This is a genomic window from Achromobacter sp. SD115 (assembly GCF_017355315.1).
Classification (GTDB): domain Bacteria; phylum Pseudomonadota; class Gammaproteobacteria; order Burkholderiales; family Burkholderiaceae_B; genus Achromobacter; species Achromobacter xylosoxidans_B.
The window spans coordinates 47,346-69,195 of record NZ_JADIJM010000004.1 but is presented as its reverse complement, the minus strand read 5'-3'; the positions used below and the strand labels follow the sequence as shown (position 1 = coordinate 69,195).

The 21,850-nt window shown below is 65.4% G+C and carries 17 protein-coding genes and 3 tRNA genes; 6 read left to right on the top strand and 14 right to left on the bottom strand.

The features are described from left to right. Positions 1-9: 9 nt before the first annotated feature. Positions 10-921 (top strand): transcriptional regulator CynR, encoded by a 912-nt coding sequence (gene cynR / locus IPU70_RS07135; protein ID WP_207466108.1) that lies wholly within the window; start codon positions 10-12, stop codon positions 919-921. Between the two features lie 95 nt (positions 922-1,016). Here cynR and typA read toward each other — a convergent pair whose 3' ends face one another. The 8 genes from typA to scpB all read right to left on the bottom strand — a co-directional run bounded on the left by typA (position 1,017) and on the right by scpB (position 12,755). Next, positions 1,017-2,840: a translational GTPase TypA gene (gene typA, locus IPU70_RS07130; RefSeq protein ID WP_207466106.1), complete on the bottom strand. Its 1,824-nt coding sequence runs from the start codon at positions 2,838-2,840 to the stop codon at positions 1,017-1,019. Continuing rightward, positions 2,837-3,589 carry a tRNA pseudouridine(55) synthase TruB gene (gene truB, locus IPU70_RS07125; RefSeq protein ID WP_207466104.1) on the bottom strand — a complete coding sequence of 251 codons (753 nt, stop codon included), beginning with the start codon at positions 3,587-3,589 and terminating at the stop codon, positions 2,837-2,839. Before truB ends, typA begins: the two co-directional genes overlap by 4 nt. Positions 3,590-3,626: 37 nt before the next feature. Next, the gene (gene rbfA / locus IPU70_RS07120) at positions 3,627-4,028 is read right to left on the bottom strand and encodes a 30S ribosome-binding factor RbfA (RefSeq protein WP_006388333.1); all 402 of its coding nucleotides are present in this window, start codon (positions 4,026-4,028) and stop codon (positions 3,627-3,629) included. A 24-nt stretch (positions 4,029-4,052) separates the two neighbouring features. Further along, on the bottom strand, positions 4,053-7,100 hold the full coding sequence (infB, locus tag IPU70_RS07115; protein WP_207466103.1) for a translation initiation factor IF-2: 3,048 nt from the start codon (positions 7,098-7,100) through the stop codon (positions 4,053-4,055). A 91-nt stretch (positions 7,101-7,191) separates the two neighbouring features. Continuing rightward, entirely contained in the window at positions 7,192-8,670 is a 1,479-nt protein-coding gene (gene nusA / locus IPU70_RS07110; protein WP_013392462.1) for a transcription termination factor NusA, read from the bottom strand. Next, entirely contained in the window at positions 8,667-9,170 is a 504-nt protein-coding gene (rimP, locus tag IPU70_RS07105) for a ribosome maturation factor RimP (protein ID WP_207466101.1), read from the bottom strand. The genes nusA and rimP overlap by 4 nt, the downstream gene beginning before the upstream one ends. Before the next feature lie 466 nt (positions 9,171-9,636). Beyond that, complete coding sequence (rluB, locus tag IPU70_RS07100) at positions 9,637-11,463, bottom strand: 23S rRNA pseudouridine(2605) synthase RluB (protein ID WP_207466099.1); 1,827 nt, start codon at positions 11,461-11,463, stop codon at positions 9,637-9,639. A gap of 35 nt (positions 11,464-11,498) precedes the next feature. After that, positions 11,499-12,755 (bottom strand): SMC-Scp complex subunit ScpB, encoded by a 1,257-nt coding sequence (gene scpB / locus IPU70_RS07095; protein WP_207466098.1) that lies wholly within the window; start codon positions 12,753-12,755, stop codon positions 11,499-11,501. Between the two features lie 62 nt (positions 12,756-12,817). Here scpB and IPU70_RS07090 point away from each other — a divergent pair. Next, positions 12,818-12,894: transfer RNA gene (locus IPU70_RS07090), tRNA-Met, on the top strand. Positions 12,895-13,547: 653 nt separating this feature from the next. Here IPU70_RS07090 and IPU70_RS07085 read toward each other — a convergent pair. The 3 genes from IPU70_RS07085 to IPU70_RS07075 all read right to left on the bottom strand — a co-directional run bounded on the left by IPU70_RS07085 (position 13,548) and on the right by IPU70_RS07075 (position 15,716). Next, positions 13,548-14,453 carry a LysR family transcriptional regulator gene (locus IPU70_RS07085; RefSeq protein ID WP_207466096.1) on the bottom strand — a complete coding sequence of 302 codons (906 nt, stop codon included), beginning with the start codon at positions 14,451-14,453 and terminating at the stop codon, positions 13,548-13,550. Positions 14,454-14,563: 110 nt separating this feature from the next. Next, complete coding sequence (locus IPU70_RS07080) at positions 14,564-15,562, bottom strand: GTP-binding protein (RefSeq protein ID WP_207466094.1); 999 nt, start codon at positions 15,560-15,562, stop codon at positions 14,564-14,566. A gap of 78 nt (positions 15,563-15,640) precedes the next feature. Next, positions 15,641-15,716 (bottom strand) — tRNA-Asn (locus IPU70_RS07075). A 214-nt stretch (positions 15,717-15,930) separates the two neighbouring features. Here IPU70_RS07075 and IPU70_RS07070 point away from each other — a divergent pair. From IPU70_RS07070 to IPU70_RS07055, 4 genes are all read left to right on the top strand, one after another. After that, positions 15,931-16,006: transfer RNA gene (locus IPU70_RS07070), tRNA-Thr, on the top strand. A 130-nt stretch (positions 16,007-16,136) separates the two neighbouring features. Then, positions 16,137-16,796 (top strand): response regulator, encoded by a 660-nt coding sequence (locus IPU70_RS07065; RefSeq protein ID WP_207466093.1) that lies wholly within the window; start codon positions 16,137-16,139, stop codon positions 16,794-16,796. Next, positions 16,793-18,121, top strand: coding sequence for an ATP-binding protein (locus IPU70_RS07060; RefSeq protein ID WP_207466091.1), 1,329 nt, complete (start codon positions 16,793-16,795; stop codon positions 18,119-18,121). The genes IPU70_RS07065 and IPU70_RS07060 overlap by 4 nt, the downstream gene beginning before the upstream one ends. A gap of 64 nt (positions 18,122-18,185) precedes the next feature. Next, positions 18,186-19,628, top strand: a complete 1,443-nt coding sequence (locus tag IPU70_RS07055; protein ID WP_207466089.1) for a DegQ family serine endoprotease — start codon at positions 18,186-18,188, stop codon at positions 19,626-19,628. 23 nt (positions 19,629-19,651) lie between these two features. Here the strand turns inward: IPU70_RS07055 and maiA are convergent, their stop codons facing one another. From maiA to IPU70_RS07040, 3 genes are all read right to left on the bottom strand, one after another. Beyond that, complete coding sequence (maiA, locus tag IPU70_RS07050; RefSeq protein WP_207466087.1) at positions 19,652-20,296, bottom strand: maleylacetoacetate isomerase; 645 nt, start codon at positions 20,294-20,296, stop codon at positions 19,652-19,654. A gap of 80 nt (positions 20,297-20,376) precedes the next feature. After that, entirely contained in the window at positions 20,377-21,354 is a 978-nt protein-coding gene (gene ispH / locus IPU70_RS07045) for a 4-hydroxy-3-methylbut-2-enyl diphosphate reductase (RefSeq protein WP_207466085.1), read from the bottom strand. After that, complete coding sequence (locus tag IPU70_RS07040) at positions 21,354-21,830, bottom strand: peptidylprolyl isomerase (protein ID WP_207466083.1); 477 nt, start codon at positions 21,828-21,830, stop codon at positions 21,354-21,356. The genes ispH and IPU70_RS07040 overlap by 1 nt, the downstream gene beginning before the upstream one ends. Positions 21,831-21,850: the final 20 nt, after the last annotated feature.

Sequence of the window (21,850 nt, the reverse complement as noted above, 5' to 3'; positions counted from 1 at the left end):
GTCCCGCCGATGGAATTGCGCCAGCTACGCTACTTTCTCAGCGTCGCGGAAACCGAGCACCTGACCCGCTCGGCGGACGCCCTGCACGTCACCCAATCCACCCTGTCGCATGGCTTGCGGCAGTTGGAGGAAGAACTGGGCATGCCCTTGTTCGACCGTATTGGCAGGGGGTTGCGCCTGTCGCAAGCGGGCCGGGTGCTGCGCGACCACGCCAGCCGGGCCTTGCAGGAAATCGAAGCGGGGAAGATGGCTTTGGCGGATCTGGCGGGCCTGCAGGCCGGATCGCTGACCATAGGCGTCATCCCCACGTTCCTGACCCATTTCGTGCCGGACGCGGTAGCGGGATTCAGCCTGGACTTTCCCAAGGTGCAAGTTCACGTCCGCGACTTGCGGGCCGGCCCCATCGAGGACCTGCTGGTCAGCGGCCAGCTGGACCTGGGCATCTCCTTCCATCCGGCGCTGCGCGAAGAGATTGAGGCGCAGCCCCTGTTCGACGAGCGCCTGCAGGTGGTGGTGGGCAAGAACCATCCGCTGGCCTCGCGGCGCAGCCTGCGCATGCGCGACCTTGCGGGTGTGCCGCTGGCGCTGCTGCCCCGCAGTTTCGCCACGCGCCGCATGATAGATGCAGCCTGCGCCCAGGCCGGGCTGGCTCCCGAGGTGCGGGTGGAAATGGAATCGGTGGACGCGCTGATCCACCTGTGCCGGCAGGGAGAACTGGCGACCATCGCCGCCGAGCATGCCGCCGGCGCGGCAGGATCCGCATTGAAGAGCATCGCGCTCACCGACCCGACCACCATCCGCCGCGCGGCCATCCTGTGGCGCAAGGAAGCATCGCGCAGCCGGGCGGCGCAGGAGTTCGCCGCCAGGCTGCTGGACGCGGTACTGCGCTTGCCGGGTGCGGTGGCTGCGGGCCGCCGCTGAAAGGCGCGCGGATAGAACACCGCGCAACAAAAAAACGCAGCCCGAGGGCTGCGTTTTTTCTGAACCGGCGCGAAGCAGCGCTCCGCGCAAGTCCTTTAGACGGCGGACTCGCGCGCGGCGCGCTTGCGCTCGTTTTCCAGCAGGAAGCGCTTGCGCAGGCGGATCGACTTGGGCGTGATTTCCACGAGTTCGTCGTCGTCGATGAATTCCACGGCATACTCCAGCGACATCTGGATCGGCGGAACCAGGCGCACGGCTTCGTCGGTACCCGAGGCGCGCACGTTGGTCAGCTGCTTGCCCTTGATGGGGTTCACGACCAGGTCGTTGTCGCGGCTGTGGATGCCGATGATCATGCCTTCGTACAGCGCATCGCCCGGGTTCACGAACATGCGGCCGCGATCCTGCAGCTTCCACAGGGCGTAGGCCACGGCGTCGCCATGGTCCTGGCTGATCAGCACGCCGTTGCGGCGCTCGCCGATCGAGCCTTCCTTGATGGGCGCGTATTCGTGGAAGATGTGGCTCATCAGGCCGGTGCCGCGCGTCAGCGTCAGGAATTCGTTCTGGAAGCCGATCAGGCCGCGGGCCGGGATCAGGTACTCCAGGCGGGTGCGGCCACGGCCGTCCGGCTGCATGTCCTGCAGGTCGCCCTTGCGGCGGCCCAGCTCTTCCATCACGCCGCCCTGGTGGGCGTCTTCGACGTCGACGGTCAGCGATTCAAAGGGTTCGCACTTCACGCCGTCGATGTCCTTGAACACCACGCGCGGACGCGACACAGCCAGCTCGTAGCCTTCGCGGCGCATCGTTTCCAGCAGAATGGTCAGGTGCAGTTCACCGCGCCCCGACACTTCGAACACCGTGTCGTCGCCCGTGTCGCGCACGCGCAGCGCCACATTGGACTTCAGTTCGCGGTCCAGGCGGTCGCGCAGCTGGCGGCTGGTCACGAACTTGCCTTCGCGGCCGGCCAGCGGCGAGGTGTTCACCATGAAGTTCATGGTCAGGGTGGGCTCGTCGATGCGCAGCATCGGCAGCACATCCTGGGTAGCGGTGTCGGTCACCGTGCAGCCAATGCCCAGGTCTTCGATGCCGTTGATCAGCACGATGTCGCCGGCTTCGGCTTCGTCCACGACGACGCGCTCCAGGCCGTGGAACTTCAGCACCTGGTTGATGCGACCGCGGCCGCCCTGGCCTTCGGGGCCGAACTTGTAGGCCACTTCCATGCCGGGACGCATGCGGCCGCGGTTGATGCGGCCCACGCCGATCTTGCCGACGTAGCTGTTGTAGTCCAGCGAGATGATCTGCATTTGCAGCGGGCCATTGGGATCGTCTTCACGCTGCGGCACGTGTTCGAGAATGGCTTCGAACAGCGGACGCATATTGCCTTCGCGCACGTCGGCGGTCAGGCCCGCGTAGCCCGACAGGCCCGATGCGTAGATCACCGGGAAGTCCAGCTGCTCGTCGGTGGCGCCCAGCTTGTCGAACAGGTCGAACGTGGCGTTGATGACGAAATCGGTGCGGGCGCCCGGGCGGTCGACCTTGTTGACCACGACGATCGGCTTCAGGCCCAGGGCCAGTGCCTTGCGGGTCACGAAGATGGTCTGGGGCATGGGGCCTTCAACCGCATCCACCAGCAGCAGCACGCCGTCGACCATGGACAGCACGCGCTCGACTTCGCCGCCGAAGTCGGCGTGTCCCGGGGTGTCGATGATGTTGATGTGCGTGCCTTCGTATTCGACGGCACAGTTCTTGGCCAGAATCGTAATGCCGCGTTCTTTTTCCAGGTCGTTCGAGTCCATGACCCGTTCGGTCAGCGCCTGGTTTTCGCGGAAGGTGCCGGATTGGCGCAGCAGCTGGTCGACCAGGGTGGTTTTACCGTGGTCCACGTGGGCGATGATGGCGACGTTGCGCAAGGCGCGAGTCATAGCGAGTCCTTTAAGGTCAGGGTGGAGGGCAGCAAGCCCTCCGGCAATTCGTTCAGTGCAAGCAATGCCTGCTTGGGATCTGGCATGGCCTGCAAGGCTTCCAGCGCAACGGCGCGTTCCAGGGAAAAAGGCCCGACGTGCGTGCGCCGCAGCGCCGTCAGGTGGGCGTAACAGCCCAGCACGCGCCCGATGTCCTGGGCCAGTGTCCGGATGTATGTGCCTTTACTGCATGCCACATCGATCTCTGCCTCGGTCCCGTTCAGGGACAGCAGTTCGATGCGGTGAATCGTGATCTGGCGCGGCGGCCGTTCCAGCTCGATGCCGGCGCGCGCGTACTCGTACAACGGCTTGCCATCGCGCTTGAGCGCGGAATACATGGGCGGAATCTGCTCGATCGTGCCCGAGAAACGTGACAGCGCGTCGCGCAGCGCCTGCTCATCCACCGTAAACCCAGGCTCGGCGGTGGACACCACATTGCCGGTCAGGTCGCCCGAGTCGGTTTCGGAGCCAAATTGCAGCGTAGCGCGATATGCCTTGTCGGCGTTGAGCATCGCGCCGGAAATCTTGGTTGCGCGGCCCATGCAGCACACCAGCAGGCCGGTGGCGAAGGGATCCAGCGTGCCCGTGTGGCCGGCTTTCGCCGCGTCCATGGCACGTTTGGCGCGTTGCAGGGCGTGGTTGCTCGACAAACCTACGGGTTTGTCGAGCAACAGCACACCGTCGAGCGTAAGCCCGCGTCGTTTAGCCATCGTCGGAATCCGGTTTAAAGCAGTGACGACAGCCCGATCAGGACTGGTCTTCAGGTTCGTCGGGCACGCCCGAGTGCGGGCCGGGCCGGTTTGCGCGGTCGATCAGAATCGACATCTCAATGCCACGGGCGATCTGCTCGTCGTGGAAGAAACGCAAAGTAGGGACAGTGTGGATGTGCAGCAGCTTGTACAGCTGCGAATGCAGCCAACCGGCTTTTTCGTTCAGCAAGGCGGTCGCGGCTTCGGGCTCGGCGCCCAGAACCGTGAAATACACCTTTGCGTGCGCGTAGTCGGTCGACAGTTCCACACCGGAGAGCGTGATCAGTCCAGCGCGGGTCGTGTCGATCTCGCGCTGGATGATCCCGGCCAGATCCTTCTGGATCTGGTCGGCCAGCCGCAGATTGCGGCCGGGGATGGCTTTGGACTTGTGACGGCTCATTAGAAAAAATGCCTCGCGGACGCCTTACAGCGTACGCGCGATTTCCTTGATTTCAAAGACTTCCAGCTGGTCGCCCACCTGGATGTCGTTGTTGCCGCGCAGCGTAAGGCCGCAGTCGAAGCCCGACTTGACTTCCTTGACGTCGTCCTTGAAGCGGCGCAGCGAATCGAGCTGGCCGGTCCAGTGGACCACGTTGTTGCGCAGCAGGCGGACTTGCGAATCGCGACGCACCAGACCGTCCAGCACCATGCAACCGGCGATATTGCCGATGCGGGAGATGCTGTAGACCTCGCGGATCTCGACCAAGCCGATGACTTCTTCCTTCTTCTCGGGCGCCAACATGCCCGACATGGCTGCCTTCACCTCATCCACGGCGTCGTAGATGATGTTGTAGTAGCGCACGTCGATGCCGTTGTTCTCGGCCAGCTTCTTGGCGCTGGCTTCGGCGCGGACGTTGAAGCCGATGACGACGGCGTTCGAGGCGATGGCCAGGTTGATGTCGCTTTCCGAGATGCCGCCGACGGCAGCGTGCACGACCTGCACGCGCACTTCGTCGGTCGACAGCTTGGTCAGGGATTGCACCAGCGCTTCCTGCGAACCCTGGACGTCGGTCTTCACGATCAGGGCCAGGGTCTGCGTGCCCTCGCCCAGGTTGTCGAACATGGACTCGAGCTTGGCGGCCTGCTGGCGGGCCAGCTTGACGTCGCGGAACTTGCCCTGGCGGAACAGCGCGATTTCGCGCGCCTTGCGCTCGTCGGACAGCACCATCAGTTCGTCGCCCGCGGCCGGCACTTCGGTCAGGCCCTGGATTTCCACGGGGATGGACGGACCGGCTTCCTGGATCGGCTTGCCGTTTTCGTCCAGCATGGCGCGCACGCGGCCGAAGCTTGCGCCGGCCAGCACCACGTCGCCGCGCTTGAGCGTGCCGCTTTGCACCAGGATGGTCGCGACCGGGCCGCGGCCCTTGTCGAGACGGGCTTCGATCACCAGGCCCTTGGCGGGCGCGTCGACCGGGGCCTTCAGTTCCAGCACTTCGGCTTGCAGCAGCAGGTTTTCGAGCAGATCGTCGATGCCTTCGCCGGTCTTGGCCGACACGGACACGAACGGCACGTCGCCGCCGTATTCTTCCGGCACCACTTCCTCGGCAACCAGCTCCTGCTTGACGCGGTCGGGGTTGGCGGAGGGCTTGTCGATCTTGGTCATGGCCACGACCATCGGAACGCCTGCGGCCTTCGCGTGGTGGATGGCTTCGCGGGTCTGCGGCATCACGCCGTCGTCGGCCGCGCAGACCAGGATGACGATGTCGGTGGCCTTGGCGCCGCGGGCACGCATGGCGGTGAACGCCTCGTGGCCCGGGGTATCAAGGAAGGTCACCATGCCGCGCTCGGTCTGAACGTGGTAGGCGCCGATGTGCTGCGTAATGCCGCCGGCTTCGCCCGCGGCAACCTTGGCGCGGCGGATGTAGTCCAGCAGCGAGGTCTTGCCGTGGTCGACGTGGCCCATGACGGTCACGACCGGGGCGCGCGGCATCTGTTCGGCTTCCGACACGCTGGCGGTTTCGTCCAGGAAGGCTTCCGGATCGTCCAGCTTGGCGGCGATCGCCACGTGGCCCAGTTCCTCGACCACGATCATGGCCGTTTCCTGGTCCAGCACCTGGTTGATGGTGACCATCTGGCCCAGCTTCATCAAGTGCTTGATGACTTCGGCGGCCTTGACGGACATCTTGTGGGCCAGGTCGGCCACGCTGATGGTTTCCGGCACGTGGACTTCACGCGCGATGAATTCCTGCGGCGCCGGCTCGTTGCGGCGATCGTTCTGCTGGTTGCGGCCGCCTCGGCCGCCCTTGCCGCCGCCCTTGCCGCCCGCGCGCCAGCCGTCGCGGCTGGCCGGGGCTGCCGGCTTGTCCGCGGGCTTCTTGCGCGAGGCGTCGTCGGACCAGGTCGAAGCGACTTCGGCGGTCTTGATGGTCTTCTTCGCGCCGGGAGCGGCGGGCTTGGCGTCCTTCTTGGCGCCAGGCGTGGCGCCCGGCTTGCCGGCCGGCTTGTGCAGCGTACCCGAGATCGGCGCCGCGGCGGCGGGCGCTTCCGGTTCGGGAGCGCGCAGCACCTTGCGCGGACGGTTCAGCATCTCGCGCAGCGCGGCGGCTTCCGCCTCGGCCTTGCGGCGGGCCTCATCGCGGGCTGCCGGCGCGGCGGAAGCGGCGAGAGGCGGGCCTGCGCGACGGTTGTCCGCGCGGTTGCCTACCTTGACGGCAGGCGCGGCGGGCTCGGGCTTCGCGGCGGTTTTGACGGGTTCGGACTTCGCAGCAGGCTGAGCCTGGGCGACAGGCGCGGCGGCCTGGGAGGTAGATGGTTCGGACTTATTGGCTAGCACAACGGGTTCCGGCTTGGCTTCTTCAGCCTTGGGCTCGGTGGATTCAGTCTTGACTTCGGGCTTGGCCTCTTCGGCCACGGGCTCGGCAGGAGCAGGCGCCGGCGTCGGTTCGGGTTCAGGCTGGGCCTGGACTTCGGCGGCTTTCGCCTCGACGGGAGCGGGCGCTTCGGCCGCGACGGATTCAACAGGCGCGGGCGCTTCAACCGGCGCGGGCGCTTCTGCAACAACGGGCTCTTCCGCCTTGGCAGGGGCAACAGCCTCGGCCTGGACGGGAGCGGCCTCGCGAGGAGCGGCCGCGGCAGGAGCCTCGGGGACGACGGGCGCCGACACCTGCGGCGCTTCATCGACGGCTGCGTCATCTTCGGCGCGCGCGGACGCGGCCTGTTCCAGGGCGATTTCGGAGGGATCACGCTTGACGAACACGCGCTTCTTGCGCACTTCGACCTGGATCGTGCGCGAGCGGCCGGTGGCATCCGCCTGGCGGATTTCGGACGTCTGGCGGCGCGTCAGGGTGATCTTCTTGCCTTCGGTCGCGCCGTGGGCGCGACGCAGCGATTCGAGCAATTTCGCCTTGTCGCTGTCGGTGACGGAATCGTCGACCGATTTGAGGTCAACGCCGGCCGAGCGCAGCTGATCCAGCAGCACATTGGCAGGCATTTTCAGCTCGGTAGCGAACTGCGCGACGGTATTACTCGACATTAGGCTCTCTCTTCCCTATATGCAGCTATTACAAACAACGTGAACTCGCGGCGGCGGATATCCCGCCCGCCGCGGACCCGTGTCCTTTTGGTTATTCTTCGTCGAACCAATGGGCGCGGGCACGCATGATGAGATCGCTGGCTTCCTGTTCGGTCAAACCGGCGATTTCCGCCAGCTCGTCCGTCGCCAATTCGGCCAGATCATCACGCGTATGCACTTGGCGCTCGGCCAGCTTGGCAGCCAGTTCGGGCGTCATGCCTTCGAGTTCAAGCAAGTCCTGCGCGGTCTCAAGGCGCTCTTCCTGGGCGATTGCCTCGGTCAGCAGCGCATTGCGGGCACGGGCGCGCAACTCATTAATGGTGTCTTCGTCAAAGGCCTCGATTTCCAGCAGTTCCTGCATGGGCACGTAGGCGATTTCCTCGATACCGGTAAAACCTTCGTCGATCAGGATGTCAGCGACTTCCTCGTCGACGTCCAGCTTGCTCATGAACGTGGCGCGCAGGCCCGAACGCTCGACTTCCTGGCGGTTCAGGCTTTCTTCCGGCGTCATGATGTTGATCTGCCAGCCGGTCAGCTCGGAAGCCAGGCGGACGTTCTGACCCTTGGCGCCGATGGCCTTGGGCAGGTTTTCCTCGTCCACCACGACATCCATCGCATGCTTGTCTTCATCGACGACGATGGATTCGACGTTGGCGGGCGCGAGGGCGCCGATGACAAACTGCGCGGGGTCTTCCGACCACAGCACGATATCGACCTGCTCGCCGCCCAGCTCGTTGCGCACGGCGGTAACACGCGAACCGCGCATGCCCACGCAGGTGCCGATCGGGTCGATGCGCTTATCGTATGCCACCACGGCGATCTTCGCACGCACGCCGGCGTCGCGGGCCGCGGCCTTGATCTCCAGCAGGCCCTGCTCGATTTCGGGAACTTCGTTCTCGAACAGCTGGCGGATGAAATCCGGCGCGGTGCGCGACAGGATCACCTGCTGGCCGCGCGCGGCGTGGTCTACGCGCAACACAAAAGCGCGAACCCGGTCGGCCACCCGGAGGTTTTCCTTCGGAATCATTTCGGAGCGCGGCAGGCGCGCTTCGATCTTGCCGGTTTCGACGATGGCGTCGCCCTTGTCCATACGCTTGATCGTGCCGGACACGATGGATTCGCCACGGTCCAGGAAGTCGTTCAGCACCTGTTCGCGCTCGGCGTCGCGGATCTTCTGCAGAATGGCCTGCTTGGCGGCCTGCGCGCCGATGCGGCCGAACTCGATGGGTTCGAGCGGCTCTTCGATGTATTCGCCTTCCTGGATGCCGGGAACGATTTCCTGCGCGTCCGACAGCATTTCCTGCTTGTCGGGCTCTTGCAGGCCAGCTTCGTCAGGCACGACCAGCCAGCGGCGGAAGCCTTCGTGATCGCCCGTGTCCCTATCGATGGCGACACGGATGTCCGCATCATCCTTGAAGCGCTTTTTCATCGCCGAGGCCAGGGCGCTTTCCAGCGCTCCGAACACGACGTCGCGCGTGACGTTCTTTTCACGCGCCAAGGCATCGACCAACAGAAGAATTTCGCGACTCATCGCTTTTTGCCCTTGAAATCCAGAACGGGATCCAGTTTTGCACGTTCGATATCGTCGACCGTGAAATTCAACAACTGGATTTCGTTCTTTTTTGCCTCAAATTCGAGACCGAACACGGTCTTTTGCATTCCAGCAGCCGCGTCGGAGGCTGCGGCGTCGTCTTCGGGCATCGTCAAGATGCCAGCAAAGACCTTACGGCCGTCCAATGCCTCGCGCAGCTTGATTTCGATGCGCTCGCCTGCGAAACGGCGGAATTCAGCCTCATTGCGCAGCGGGCGGTCTACACCCGGCGAACCGACTTCCATCCGCTTGTAGTCGACGTTCTCGACTTCAAACACCCGCGACAACTGGCGGGACACCTGCTCACAGTCTTCGATGCGCACACCGCCGACCCGATCGATCGTGACGCGCAAAAGGCCCAGGGCGGCACGCTCGACGTCCACGAGTTCGACGTCCATGCCGGCCAGAGCCTCTTTGGTCAATGCGAATAAATCAGCCATATACTCAAAAAAAATGGGCTGCACGCCCAGCCCACCGTATTGCACAGAGCCCAGCCGCCACCCTACTGCACGTAAGGAGCAATGCTGGGCAGTGCCCTATATTGCGACCTAAATTTGGCTTGCGCCGCCCCGGTCAGTTCTGACCCGCCGCCCCAACCCGCAATCCGGATCAGGCGGCACCTGGCGCAAAGTCCGATGCCAACTACTGCCTGGCTGCTGCCGCCACCGCTGCATTTGCTACGCTTTTGCCACGAACTTGCCATGCATTTGCGATGCGTTGGCAATGGGTTAGCGCGGGTTTGCAGAGGCACTGCGGCCTTACGGCACGCAAAAGGCAACGACACGAAGCCATGAAAACCATTGATTTTACCAGATAAACTGGAAAAACGCCTGATTCGTCACGGGCTTACGACTATGCGGGACATATCCCGCCCGGCGGCGCGGCCAGCGCGCCGCCCGGCAGCGATCAGCGGCCCTGCCGGCCGCGCCCGCCCATCACGCCAAGGCGGGATTCATGCGCCGACGCGCCGCGGGGCTGCCAGTCGTCGCCACGGGGGGAAGAAGCGGCGTTGCGCGGCGCGCGCGGCTTGCCGCCAGCGCCCGGCCCCTTGTTTCCAGCAGCACCGCCCGCCTTGTTGCCTGCGGAACCACCTGCCTTGTTGCCGCCACGGCCGCCACCGGCTGCCGCCGGCTTGCCGCCCCGGCCAGCGTTGCCGCGCGCGCCCGCGGGCTTGCCGCCCGCCGGCCTGCGCGCGCCACCAGCCGGCGCCTCGGCGGCATTGCCGAAGCCGGCATCGGCCGACGCCACATTGCCAGGCTGCCCGCCGGCTGCGGCAGCACGCGGACCTCGCGGCTTGCCGCCAGATTTGCCAGCGTTGCCAGCGGGCCTGCCGCCCTGCTTGCCACCCGGCTTGCCGCCTGCGGCCGCGGAACGGCCGCCGCCAGGCTTGCCGCCCTTGCGGTTGCCGCCAGCGCCTTCGCCCGACAGGGGATGACCGTTGGCATAGCCGCCAGCAATCATCAAACCCGTGCCGAAGGGATCCGACGGACACGCGGCCGCCTGGCCGGCGCTGCCCAAGCGGCCGCCCTGCAGCTTGCCGCGGCGGCCGATGCGGGCGCCGTTCAAGCCGTTGCGGTCCATGGTGCCAAAGCCCGGCGGCAGCGCGCTGTCATGCGATTGCGGCTGCTTGGAGCGGCGGCGATTGCCGCCGGCTTCGTCGTCATCGCGCACCAGACCCAGCTGAACCATCAAAGCCGTGACCAGGGATGCATCCAGTTCCTCCCAGCGGCCGCGGCGCAGCGTGCGCGGCAGGACCACATCACCGAAACGGGTGCGGATCAGCCGGCTGACCGTGACGCCGACAGCCTCGAACATGCGGCGGACTTCGCGATTGCGGCCTTCCTGCAGAGTGACCCGGTACCAACGGTTGCTGCCGTCGCCGCCCAGGTAATCCAGCGCGCCGAACGCGGCCAGGCCGTCTTCCAGCTCGATGCCATCGACCAGCGACTGGCGCTGCGCCTCGTCCATCTCGCCCAGCACGCGGACCGCGTATTCGCGTTCCGTGCCGTAGCGCGGGTGCATGATGCGGTTGGCCATGTCGCCGGACGTCGTGAAGATCAGCAGACCCTCGGTGTTCAGGTCCAGACGACCCACCGACAGCCACTTGCCCGTGCGCAGCTTGGGCAGACGGGCAAAAACGCTTGCGCGGCCGCCCGGATCGTCATGGCTGACGATTTCGCCGGCGGGCTTGTGATACAGGATCACGCGCGGCGGTTTCTTCGTATTCACGCGCATGATGGGCTTGCCATTGACGCGCACCTGATCATTGGGCGCCACGCGCTGGCCGATATGGGCCGGCTCGCCGTTGACCGACACCCGGCCCGCGACGATCAATTCTTCCATCTCGCGGCGCGAACCGATGCCGGCGTCGGCCAGCACCTTGTGCAACTTGGGCATGACCGAATCGCTATTCAGGTACTTGCCCAGGCGCTGCTCCATGCGGTCAGCGGTTTCCAGGTACGACAGCGCCTGTTCGGCTTCCTGCTCCGTGCCGCGCGATTCCTGCGGCTCGACCTGGACTGCGGCGGCAACTGCAGCCGACGCTGCCGGCTGCGCCTCGCCCGCCGGCGCCTGCTCGGCGGCAGCATCGCCGCGACGGCGGCGGAACGGCGTTCTCAGCTTGCGGCCTCGACCGCGCGCGCCCGCCTCGCCTTCTGCTGCCGGCTCGCGCGCGGCGGATTCCGGCTGACCGTTGGAAACGGCATCATCCGAACGGGGGTTGTCGTCCTGCATTGCTGTATTCGTTGTCACTGGGACAGCTCCGAATTTCAAACTTGGGTAGGCCTGCCTGCGGCAGGCTCGTCATCATCTGGGGACGCCGGCTCTCGATCAGCCTCGGGCCGCTCAAAGCCTGCCTCGTCCGATTCCGGGGAGGCGGCATCCGGGCCAGGCCGAACAGGATCGGCAAGACCGGAAGCGGGCTCGTGCCCGGCGGCGCCAGGCGCCGCGGTATCGGTCTCGTCAATCGGGTCGGTCGGTTCCGCGTGTTTTGCGTTCTCGACGCTTTCCTTTGCAGCACCGGCTTCTGGGGCATCGGCGGCCATATCGGAAATGTCGTTGTCAGCCGCGTCGTCGGGAAAACCGGACATGACTGACGTATTGGACAAGCCTTCGGCTTGCTCCCGGACGGTGGATTCGTCTGCGGGATCCGCGCCTTCTTCTGTGCGCGAAAGCACGGATTCTACGCTATCGACGGGAGCTATGGGTACATCCTGTTCCGAAACAGACAATTCCGCAACCGGAATACTGACCTCGGACTCCCCGTCCTCGCCCGCCGTTGCGGCAGCCTCGCCTTCGGAGCGCGCGCCCATTTCTACGCCATCCTCGCCCGCGGCATCTGCATCGCCCGCGGAATCCGCCGCGGCCTCGGCCACGCCCTCAGGCTGCTGGCCGGCGGCTTCGCCGCCTTCGCCAGGCGCATCGCCCTCGGCCGCGCCGTCCTCTCCACCCAGCACCTGCTGCACTTCGCCCAGATCCAGCCCAGCGAGCGCCGCGGCCGCCTGCGCGGATTCCAGCGCAGGCAATTCGTCCAGGGCACGCAGACCCAGATCATCCAGAAACTGGCGCGTGGTGCCAAACAACGCCGGGCGGCCCGGCGCGTCGCGGTGGCCGATAACCTCGATCCAGCCCCGATCCTCGAGCGCCTTCACGATCTGGGAAGACACGGTGACGCCGCGGATATCCTCGATGTCGCCCCGCGTCACCGGCTGGCGCCAGGCAACGATGGCCAGGGTTTCCATCACGGCGCGCGAGTACTTCGGCGGCTTTTCCGGATTGAGACGCTCAAGGTAGCGCTGCATGCGCGGGCGGCTCTGAAAGCGCCACCCGGTGGCCAATTGGACCAACTCCAGGCCACCATCGGCCCAATTGGCCTGCAGCGTTTCCAACAGCGTGCGCAACGCGCTGTTGTCGAATTGTTCATCGTCCCCGAACAGCTTGCGCATATCGGACAGGTGCATCGGCTGCGCCGCGCAAAGCAGCGCGGTTTCCAACACGAGTATTGCCTCGCTATCGTTCATCGACATTCAAATTCAAAAAGGGCTAACTTGCGCTAGGTTGAAAATAAGGCTACTATTCATTTCTCAGACGCGGGGTGGAGCAGTCTGGCAGCTCGTCGGGCTCATAACCCGAAGGTCGTAGGTTCAAATCCTGCCCCCGCAACCAAATTGATTCAGGCCTGGCGCACGCGCCGGGCCTTTTTCATTTGCGGCGCCGGAAAAAATCCACGAGCACGGCAAACCGGCCAACGCGCGCAACCCCGGCATGCCGGCACGCGCACCCGCCGCCGGACCGGCAGCCTCGGCGGCTCGCCAGCAACAGACAGCATTGGTTTGCGAAATTTTCACTGGATTCCTGTGTTTACCGCCATGCGCCCCGGATAGGCGTACCCCGGACATGTGCCGAAACGACCGCGCCAATAGGGATTGGGCGGAATGCCTGCCGTGACCCGCAAGGCAAACACTCAAGCAAATTCTGGAAAAGCCGGCAGAAATCGCCGGCCAGCCCGCGGAGCACACCGGCAACCCGGCGCCGTCTTCCTGCGGCAATCGATATCAAGGACCTGAATCATCAAGGTTCGGACAGCGCGGACAGTCCGCCGCCAGCCACAAACCCGATACGCTTCCCCTGGCGCATGCGGAAACGGGTTCCGCCATGCCGCAACTCACCCGAGCTGCAACCACGATTCTTGGATGTTTTCTAAGACTACACGCTGACAGGGACAAGCCCGCCACGCCAAACATGTTCAAGCAGATGTTTGATTATACCGTCATATACCCCGCCCTCAAGCCGGCGCGACGCCGAACGCGGCGCAAAAACTACGGCGCAGGCTTGTCCCATGGCGTGGATTCCAGGCGACCCACCAGAAAATCCAGCATGGACCGCAAGATCAGGGGCATCTGGCGGCGCGAGACGTAAACACCGTAAATACCCAGTTCCTGAGGCTTGCTTTGCGTAAGGATGGCCCGCAGGCGGCCTGATGCGATGTCGTCCGCGGCGTAGTAGGTCGGCAGCATGGCAATGCCAGCACCCTCCAGCGCCGCGCGCGCCAGCACCGACACCTCATTCGCACTGATGTTGCCGCTGACAGGCACATCCACCAGTTCGCCATCGCGCTCGAAGCGCCACAGGCTCTTGCCGAAATACGAGTGGGTCAGGCAGTTGCGCAAGGATAGATCCTCGATGCGGGCCGGCGCGCCTTCGCGCTGCAGATACTCGGGCGAGGCGCACACCACCGAACGGCAGACCGCCAGCTTGCGGGCGATCAGATTGGGATCCAGGTCATTGGTGATGCGCACGGCCAGATCCACGCGCTCTTCCACCAGATTGACGGCGCGGTCCACCAGCATCAGATCGACCGAGGTGCCCGGATGCAGCTTGACGTAGTCGGTGATGGCGCTGGCCAGATGGCGGGAGCCAAACGACATGCTGGTAGTGATGCGCAGCAGGCCGCGCGGCGTATCGTCCGGGGTCGATACCGCGTTGCGCAGATCCCCCACCATGTCCAACATCTGCCGGCAGCGCGGCAGCGTTTCAGCGCCGGCGGGCGTCAGGCTCAGGCGCCGCGTCGTGCGATGCAGCAGACGGACCCCCACCCACTGCTCCATTTCCGCCAAATAGCGCGACACCATGGCGCGCGACATGTCCAGATGGATCGCCGCCGCCGACAGGCTACCCCTGTCAGCGACTTCCACGAATACCTGCATGGCCTTCAAACGATCCATGATTGTCTCGATTCTTGCACCAGACCGCTCCGGTTATACCGTATTTCGGTGCAACGCCGACATCAAAATCGAGACCGCCACCCAGAAGATCCAGGCCCTGGCACGGGCAATCAAGGGACGGACTGCCCAAGCGCAGCACCCAAGGCGGCGCGAACCTCCGCCACCTCGGGCCCGCGCAAGATGCAGACCAGCCGCGACACCCGCTCCCCATCCGGCCATTGATCGAGCCGATGCACCGGATAGAGCTCGCCATGCACGGCGTGAACCTCGCAGGGCAAGATCTCACCCTCGAAACACACCAGCCCCTTCATACGCAGCAAGCCCTGCCCATAGCGCTCCAGGATCCGCGACATGCCGGCCAGAAACGCCGCCCGCCCGACGGGAACAGCCAACGCCAGGGAGAAACTGCCCACGTTTCCATGACGGACCGCCCGGGGCTGCGCGAATGGCCGCAGCCAGTTCGCCAGGGCAGCGCCATCGCGCCTGGCCTGCCCATCCAGCCCGGCGCGTAGCGCGTCGGCAAGCGGCACATCAGGCCATTGGACACAACGCTGCGCGCCCGGATTGACGCCGGCGACCGCCTGCTCCAGGCGATCCAGGCCCGCCGCGTCCGACAAGTCCGGCTTGCTGAACACCACGACATCCGCCAGGGCCAGCTGCCGCGGCGCCTCGGGTTGCCGCTCCAATTGATCCAGTCCATTGCGCGCATCCACCAGGACGATCGCGCCCCGATACGCATAGCGCTCGGAAAGGAAGCGGTCGTGCTTGAGAGTGAACAGGATAGGCGCAGGATCGGCCAACCCGCTGGTTTCGATGAGCACGCGGCGAAAGGGTTTGATCTTGCGGCTGAGCGCGAGCATGAACAAATCGCGCAAGGCATCGACCACCGCGCCGCTGACGACGCAGCACAGGCAGCCGCCCTCGACCAGCACGATATTGTCGCGGGCCTGCCGCACCAGATGATGGTCGACGCCCACTTCGCCGTATTCATTGACGATGACGACGGCATCCGCGCATGCCGGATCCCGCAACAGGCGGTTGAGCAACGACGTTTTGCCGCTGCCCAGAAAACCGGAAATCACCGTCACGCCTATGCGCTTATCGTCCATGCCCGACCTTCCTTGCCCGCCATTCCGATGCGGAAAACCAAAAGGGCCACTCACTTGCGTGAATGGCCCTGAATTCTTTGGCTCCCCGAGCTGGGCTCGAACCAGCGACCTGCGGATTAACAGTCCGTCGCTCTACCGACTGAGCTATCGGGGAACTGCTAAGAAACGAGATTATGAACTAAAAAATCAGACTGTGCAAATCGCTGGTTTTTTCCGGCGTTTTAAGCGCACGGTTTCCCATCGCCAAAAAACTCTGATATGATCTCGGTCTTTCCAGATCGGACCCCATAAATCAGGGCCACGAGACAGGGAAAACAAAGATGTTTTGCTTGCGGTTCCAGCATCGCGGGAACGGAGCAAATGGTCTTGCCGGCATAGCTCAGTTGGTAGAGCAGCGCATTCGTAATGCGAAGGTCGTAGGTTCGACTCCTATTGCCGGCACCAGATTTCAAGAAGCAGCCCTCTCGGGCTGCTTTTTTTCATTTCCGCGCCCGTTCCGCATCGAACCCTGGCCCGGGAACTCCCGCCCCTCACCGCGCATCCAACCTGCTGGACCATCCAGGCGGAAACGACCATGCGCATCCTTCTTGTTGAAGACGATCTCATGATAGGCGAGAGCGTGCTGGACTGCCTGCGCGCCGAACACTACGCCGTCGACTGGGTCAAGGACGGCAATGCCGCGGAACTCGCGCTGCGCACCGACACCTACGACCTCATCCTGCTGGATCTGGGCCTGCCCAAGCGCGACGGCCTGTCGCTGTTGCGCGACCTGCGCGCGCGCAAGGACCGCACGCCGGTGCTGATCGCCACCGCCCGCGACGCCGTGAGCGACCGCATCGCGGGCCTGGACGCCGGCGCCGACGACTACGTGGTCAAGCCCTACGACGTGGACGAACTGCTGGCCCGCATGCGCGCCCTGATCCGGCGCAGCGCCGGCCGCGCCGAGCCGGTGTTCGAACACGAGGGCATCACCATAGACCCCCAATCGCACGCCGCCATGGTGGACGGCACCCCCGTGACGCTGACCGCGCGCGAATGGGCCGTGCTCGAACCGCTGATCGCGCGTCCCGGCATGATCTTCTCCCGCGCCCAGTTGGAAGAAAAGCTGTATAGCTGGAAAGAGAGCATCAGCAGCAACGCGGTTGAGGTTTATATTCATGGCCTGCGCAAGAAGCTGGGTCCGAACCTGATCCAGAACGTCAGAGGCGTCGGCTATGTCATCCCCAAAACATGAGCATTCCGCTTAGCTACTCACTGAGAGCCAGGCTGCTTTTTTTCCTGTTGGCCGCCATCGTGGTCGGCGCGCTGGTGCAAGGCGCCATCGCCTACCGCAGCACCTTGGCGCAAGCCGACGACATCTTCGATTCGCTGCTGCAGCGCACCGCCCTGTCGCTGGGCACCGGCGACGGACTGCTCAGCACAGGCCCGACGCACGCGCGCGGTGCGGGCTCTCCCGTCGCCGACGACTTGATCATCCAGATCTGGACGCCCGACGGCCTGCGCGTCTTCAATTCCCGCTCGCGCCGCCCGCTGCCGGACCAGATCGTGCTCGGCTTCTCCGACGCGAAAATGGAGGGCAGCACCTACCGCGTATATTCGCTGGCCACGCCCTTCCAGGTCATCCAGGTGGCGCAGGACATGGGCGTGCGCACCGGCATGGCGCGCGCGCTGGCGCTGCGCACCATCGCCCCCATCGCGGCCGCGGCGCCCCTGCTGATGCTGATCGTCTGGTGCGTGGTGAGCTGGTCGCTACGCCCCGTGAAGCGCGCACGCACCCAGGTCGCGGCGCGGCAGCCCGAGGACCTCTCCCCCGTCAGCGTGCAAGGCTTGCCCGACGAGATCCGGCCGCTGGTCCAGGAACTGAACCTGCTCCTGGAACGCATGCGCGGCGCCTTCGCGCAGCAGAAGCAATTCGTGGGCGATGCGGCGCATGAGCTGCGTTCGCCGCTGACCGCGCTGCGGCTGCAACTGCAGGCCCTGCAACGCGCGGGCGACGCGGACGCGCGCAAGCTGGCCGAGCAGCGCCTGGCTGCCGGCATCGACCGCGCCACCCGCCTGGTAGAGCAGTTGTTGTCGATGGCGCGCCATGAAAACGCGGCAGAACAGACACCTCCTGAAGCCGTGGACCTGGCCGACGTGCTGCGCCAGGCGCTCTCCGAGATGCTGCCCCAGGCCAACGCCAAATCGATCAGCATCGATCTGGACGGCGCGCCACAGGCATGGGTGCAAGGACACCGCGATGCGTTGACGCTGCTGGTGCGCAATCTGCTGGACAATGCCATCAAGTACACGCCAGCCGGCAAGCGCGTCCATTTGCACCTGGAACAGGCTGCTCATGAAGCCACCCTGCTGATTGACGATGAAGGCCCCGGCGTCGCCCCGGACCAGCGCGAACGCGTGTTCGACCGCTTCTACCGCGTCGAAGGCAATGCGCAGCATGGCAGCGGCCTGGGACTGGCGATCGCGCGCAGCATCGCCGACCAGCACGGCGCGGCGATAACGCTGCAGGACACGCCGGCCGGCCAGGGCCTGCGCGTGCAGGTGGTTTTCCCGATTTAAGGCTCGCCTAAGTGTCAGGCCCGAAGATAGCGCCATGTCCTTCAACATGAACGCAGGAGCCGACATGAAGACCACCCAAATGAAACCCTCGCGCCTGGTGCTGGCGCTGCTGGCAGCCGGCGCCATAGGCGGCGCGGGCGCAACCGCCTTCACCGGCGGCGTTTCGATGGCGGCCAACGCGCCGGCCATTACCACCTCCCTCCAGGCGCCCGGCACGTCCAGCCCGCCCAACTTCGCGCAGATCACGCGCGACTTCGGCCCGGCCGTGGTGAACATCAGCGTCAGCGGCACCCGCAAGGTATCCGCCGACGAAGGCGACCCGTTCGCCCAGTTCTTCGGCCAGATTCCCGGCGCGCGCGGCCAAAGGCCTTCGCGCGAAGTGCCGATGCGCGGCGAAGGCTCCGGCTTCATCGTCAGCGCCGACGGCACCATCCTGACCAATGCGCACGTAGTCCAGGACGCCAAGGAAGTCACGGTCAAGCTGACCGACCGCCGCGAGTACAAGGCCAAGGTGCTGGGCTCGGATCCGCAGACCGACGTGGCCGTCCTCAAGATCGACGCCAAGAACCTGCCGGTGGTGAAGGTGGGCGACGTCAACCAGCTGCAGGTGGGCGAATGGGTGCTGGCCATCGGCTCGCCCTACGGCCTCGAAAACACGGCCACCGCCGGCATCGTCAGCGCCAAGGGCCGCTCGCTGCCGGACGACACCTCGGTGCCTTTCATCCAGACGGACGTGGCGGTCAATCCCGGCAACTCGGGCGGCCCGCTGTTCAATGACCGCGGCGAAGTGGTGGGCATCAACTCGCAGATCTACAGCCGCACCGGCGGATTCCAGGGCCTGTCGTTCTCGATTCCGATCGACGTGGCCTACAAGATCAAGGACCAGATCCTGGAACACGGCAAGGTGCAGCACGCCAGGCTGGGCGTGACGGTGCAGGAAGTGAACCAGGACCTGGCCAACTCCTTCAAGCTGGATACGCCCTCGGGCGCGCTGGTGTCCAGCGTGGAGAAAGGCAGCGCCGCCGACAAGGCCGGCCTGCAGCCCGGCGACGTGGTGCGCAAGATCGACGGCAAGACCATCGTGTCCTCGGGCGATCTGGCCTCCACCATCACGCTGGCCACGCCGGGCGAGAAGATCAAGCTGGACGTCTGGCGCAATGGTTCGCAGAAGGAACTGGTCGCCACCCTGGGCGGCATACCCAAGGACAAGGCCCAGGCCTCGGCGGGAGAGCAGGAGGTGCAGCGCGGCCAGCTCGGCCTGGCGCTGCGTCCGCTAAGCCCGCAGGAGCAGCAGGCGGCCGGCGCCGAGGGCTTGCTGATCGAACGCTCGGTCGGGCCGGCCGCCAAGGCCGGGATCGAGCCGGGAGACGTGCTGTTGTCCTTGAACGGGGTACCCGTGCACAACGTCGCGCAGGTCAAGGAAGCGCTGTCCAAGGCGGGCAAGACGGTCGCCCTGCTGGTACAGCGCGGCGAAGACAAGATCTTCGTGCCGGTGCAGATCGGCTGAGCCGGTCCGCACCTGGTTGGCCGCTACTCCGCGTCGGGCTGTTTGCCCGGCGCGGCCGCCTCGAAGGCCGGCAGCGCGCGGCAGGCGGCGTCGATGCGCACAACGTTGGGCATGGCCGACAGATCGCAGTCGAAACGCTGGGCGTTCGCCACCTGGGGCACCAGGCACAGGTCGGCGATCGTGGGCGTGTCGCCATGGCAGAAACGGCCGGTGGCGGCAGAGCTTGCCAATTGCGCCTCCAGGGCTTCCAGGCCCTGATGCACCCAGTGCTTGTACCAGGCGGTCTTGGCGGCCTCGTCCACGCCCAGGGTGTGCTTCAGGTACTTCAGCACGCGCAGATTGTTCAAGGGATGCGTGTCGCAGGCGATGCCCAGCGCCAGGTCCCGCACCCGCGCGCGGCCGATGGCGTCCGCCGGCAGCAGCGGCACCTCGGGATGCGTCTCTTCCAGGTATTCGATGATGGCCAGCGACTGGCCGATGACGGCGTCGCCGTCGACCAGCGTGGGCACCAGCGCGGTCGGATTCACCTTGCGGTAATCCGCCGACAGCTGCTGGCCGCCGTCCTTCAGCAGATGCACGGGCAGGTACTCGTAGGGCAGCCCCTTGAGATTCAGGGCAATGCGCACCCGGTACGCGGCCGAGCTGCGAAAGTAGCTGTACAACTGCATGAAGTCTCCTTGATGTTCTGATGCGGCAGCCCCGCGCGTTCGCGCGGCGCCCGCCTGCTTATTCCAGCGATTCCGCCTGCTTATTCCAGCGATTCCGTCTGCGCCGACTTGCGGGACAGGCCCTTGGGCAGCGGGAACGCCACATTCTCTTCCAGACCCGGCATGGTGCGCACCGACACCGCGCCCAATTCCTTGACCCGGTCGATCACCTGTTGCACCAGGATCTCGGGCGCGGATGCGCCCGCCGTCACGCCGATGCGCTTGCGATCCACCAGCCAGGCCGGATCGATCGATTGCGCGCCATCGATCAGGTAGGACGCAACGCCCTTGCGCTCGGCCACTTCGCGCAGCCGGTTCGAGTTGGAACTGTTGGGGCTGCCCACCACCAGCACCAGGTCGCAATCCGGGGCCATGACCTTGACCGCGTCCTGGCGGTTCTGGGTGGCGTAGCAGATATCGCTTTTCTTGGGCTCGACGATGCTGGGGAAGCGCTGCTTCAGCGCCCGCGACACGGCCGCCGCGTCATCGACCGACAAGGTGGTCTGCGTGACGTAGGCCAGGTTTTCGGGATCGGCCACCTGCAGGCCGGCGACGTCCTCGGCGGTCTCGACCAGGTACATGCCGCCCTGGGCCTGGCCCAGCGTGCCTTCGACCTCGGGATGGCCCTTGTGGCCGATCATGATGATCTCGCGGCCGGCGGCGCGCATGCGGGCCACCTCGATATGGACCTTGGTGACCAGCGGGCAAGTGGCGTCGAACACGCGCAGCCCGCGCGATTCGGCCTCGGCCCGCACCGCCTTGGACACGCCGTGCGCCGAGAACACCACGATGGCGCCGGCGGGCGCGTCGTCCAACTCGTCGATGAAGATGGCGCCCTTGGCGCGCAGGTCTTCGACCACGTAGCGGTTGTGAACGATCTCGTGGCGCACATAGATAGGCGCGCCGTGCAGCTCGAGCGCACGCTCGACGATGTCGATGGCGCGATCCACGCCGGCACAGAAGCCGCGCGGCTGCGCCAGCAGGACTTCGGCGCCGGCGGCGGTGACAACCTGGCTCATCAGAGGACTCCCAAGAGCGCCACGTCGACCCGCAAGCTGATGCCCGCGAGCGGGTGGTTGAAATCGAACAGCGCCGAGTCGTCGTTGATTTCCTTCAGCACGCCCGAATAGCGTCCGCCATTGGGCGCGGCGAATTCCACCAGGTCGCCCGGCTCGAAGGTGGCGTCGGCGCCGGCATGCTCGGCCAGCATGGCGCGCGTGACGCGCTGGATGAGCTCGGGGTTGCGCTCGCCGTAGGCGTCGGCCGGCTCGACCGTGACGCTGAAGCGCTCGCCTTCGGCGCGGCCGACCAGCGCCGCTTCCAGTCCGGGCGCCCATTGGCCGCTGCCCATCTGCAGCGTGCCGGGACGGCCGTCGAAAGTGTCGGCGAAGACGGAATCCTTGCCCGGCCCGGAGGCCAGCGTGATGCGGTAGTGCAGCGTCAGGTAGGAATCCGGACGGACAAAAACGTTCACTTCATTAGAGGCGATGCTCAAGATCTGCCACCGTATATGCA

Excerpts from the sequence above, each read along its gene's own strand:
- cynR (WP_207466108.1), top strand. The coding sequence starts at position 10 with ATGGAATTGCGCCAGCTACGCTACTTTCTCAGCGTCGCGGAAACCGAG.
- typA (WP_207466106.1), bottom strand. The coding sequence starts at position 2,840 with ATGACTCGCGCCTTGCGCAACGTCGCCATCATCGCCCACGTGGACCAC.
- truB (WP_207466104.1), bottom strand. The coding sequence starts at position 3,589 with ATGGCTAAACGACGCGGGCTTACGCTCGACGGTGTGCTGTTGCTCGAC.
- rbfA (WP_006388333.1), bottom strand. The coding sequence starts at position 4,028 with ATGAGCCGTCACAAGTCCAAAGCCATCCCCGGCCGCAATCTGCGGCTG.
- infB (WP_207466103.1), bottom strand. The coding sequence starts at position 7,100 with ATGTCGAGTAATACCGTCGCGCAGTTCGCTACCGAGCTGAAAATGCCT.
- nusA (WP_013392462.1), bottom strand. The coding sequence starts at position 8,670 with ATGAGTCGCGAAATTCTTCTGTTGGTCGATGCCTTGGCGCGTGAAAAG.
- rimP (WP_207466101.1), bottom strand. The coding sequence starts at position 9,170 with ATGGCTGATTTATTCGCATTGACCAAAGAGGCTCTGGCCGGCATGGAC.
- rluB (WP_207466099.1), bottom strand. The coding sequence starts at position 11,463 with ATGCAGGACGACAACCCCCGTTCGGATGATGCCGTTTCCAACGGTCAG.
- scpB (WP_207466098.1), bottom strand. The coding sequence starts at position 12,755 with ATGTCGATGAACGATAGCGAGGCAATACTCGTGTTGGAAACCGCGCTG.
- IPU70_RS07085 (WP_207466096.1), bottom strand. The coding sequence starts at position 14,453 with ATGGATCGTTTGAAGGCCATGCAGGTATTCGTGGAAGTCGCTGACAGG.
- IPU70_RS07080 (WP_207466094.1), bottom strand. The coding sequence starts at position 15,562 with ATGGACGATAAGCGCATAGGCGTGACGGTGATTTCCGGTTTTCTGGGC.
- IPU70_RS07065 (WP_207466093.1), top strand. The coding sequence starts at position 16,137 with ATGCGCATCCTTCTTGTTGAAGACGATCTCATGATAGGCGAGAGCGTG.
- IPU70_RS07060 (WP_207466091.1), top strand. The coding sequence starts at position 16,793 with ATGAGCATTCCGCTTAGCTACTCACTGAGAGCCAGGCTGCTTTTTTTC.
- IPU70_RS07055 (WP_207466089.1), top strand. The coding sequence starts at position 18,186 with ATGAAGACCACCCAAATGAAACCCTCGCGCCTGGTGCTGGCGCTGCTG.
- maiA (WP_207466087.1), bottom strand. The coding sequence starts at position 20,296 with ATGCAGTTGTACAGCTACTTTCGCAGCTCGGCCGCGTACCGGGTGCGC.
- ispH (WP_207466085.1), bottom strand. The coding sequence starts at position 21,354 with ATGAGCCAGGTTGTCACCGCCGCCGGCGCCGAAGTCCTGCTGGCGCAG.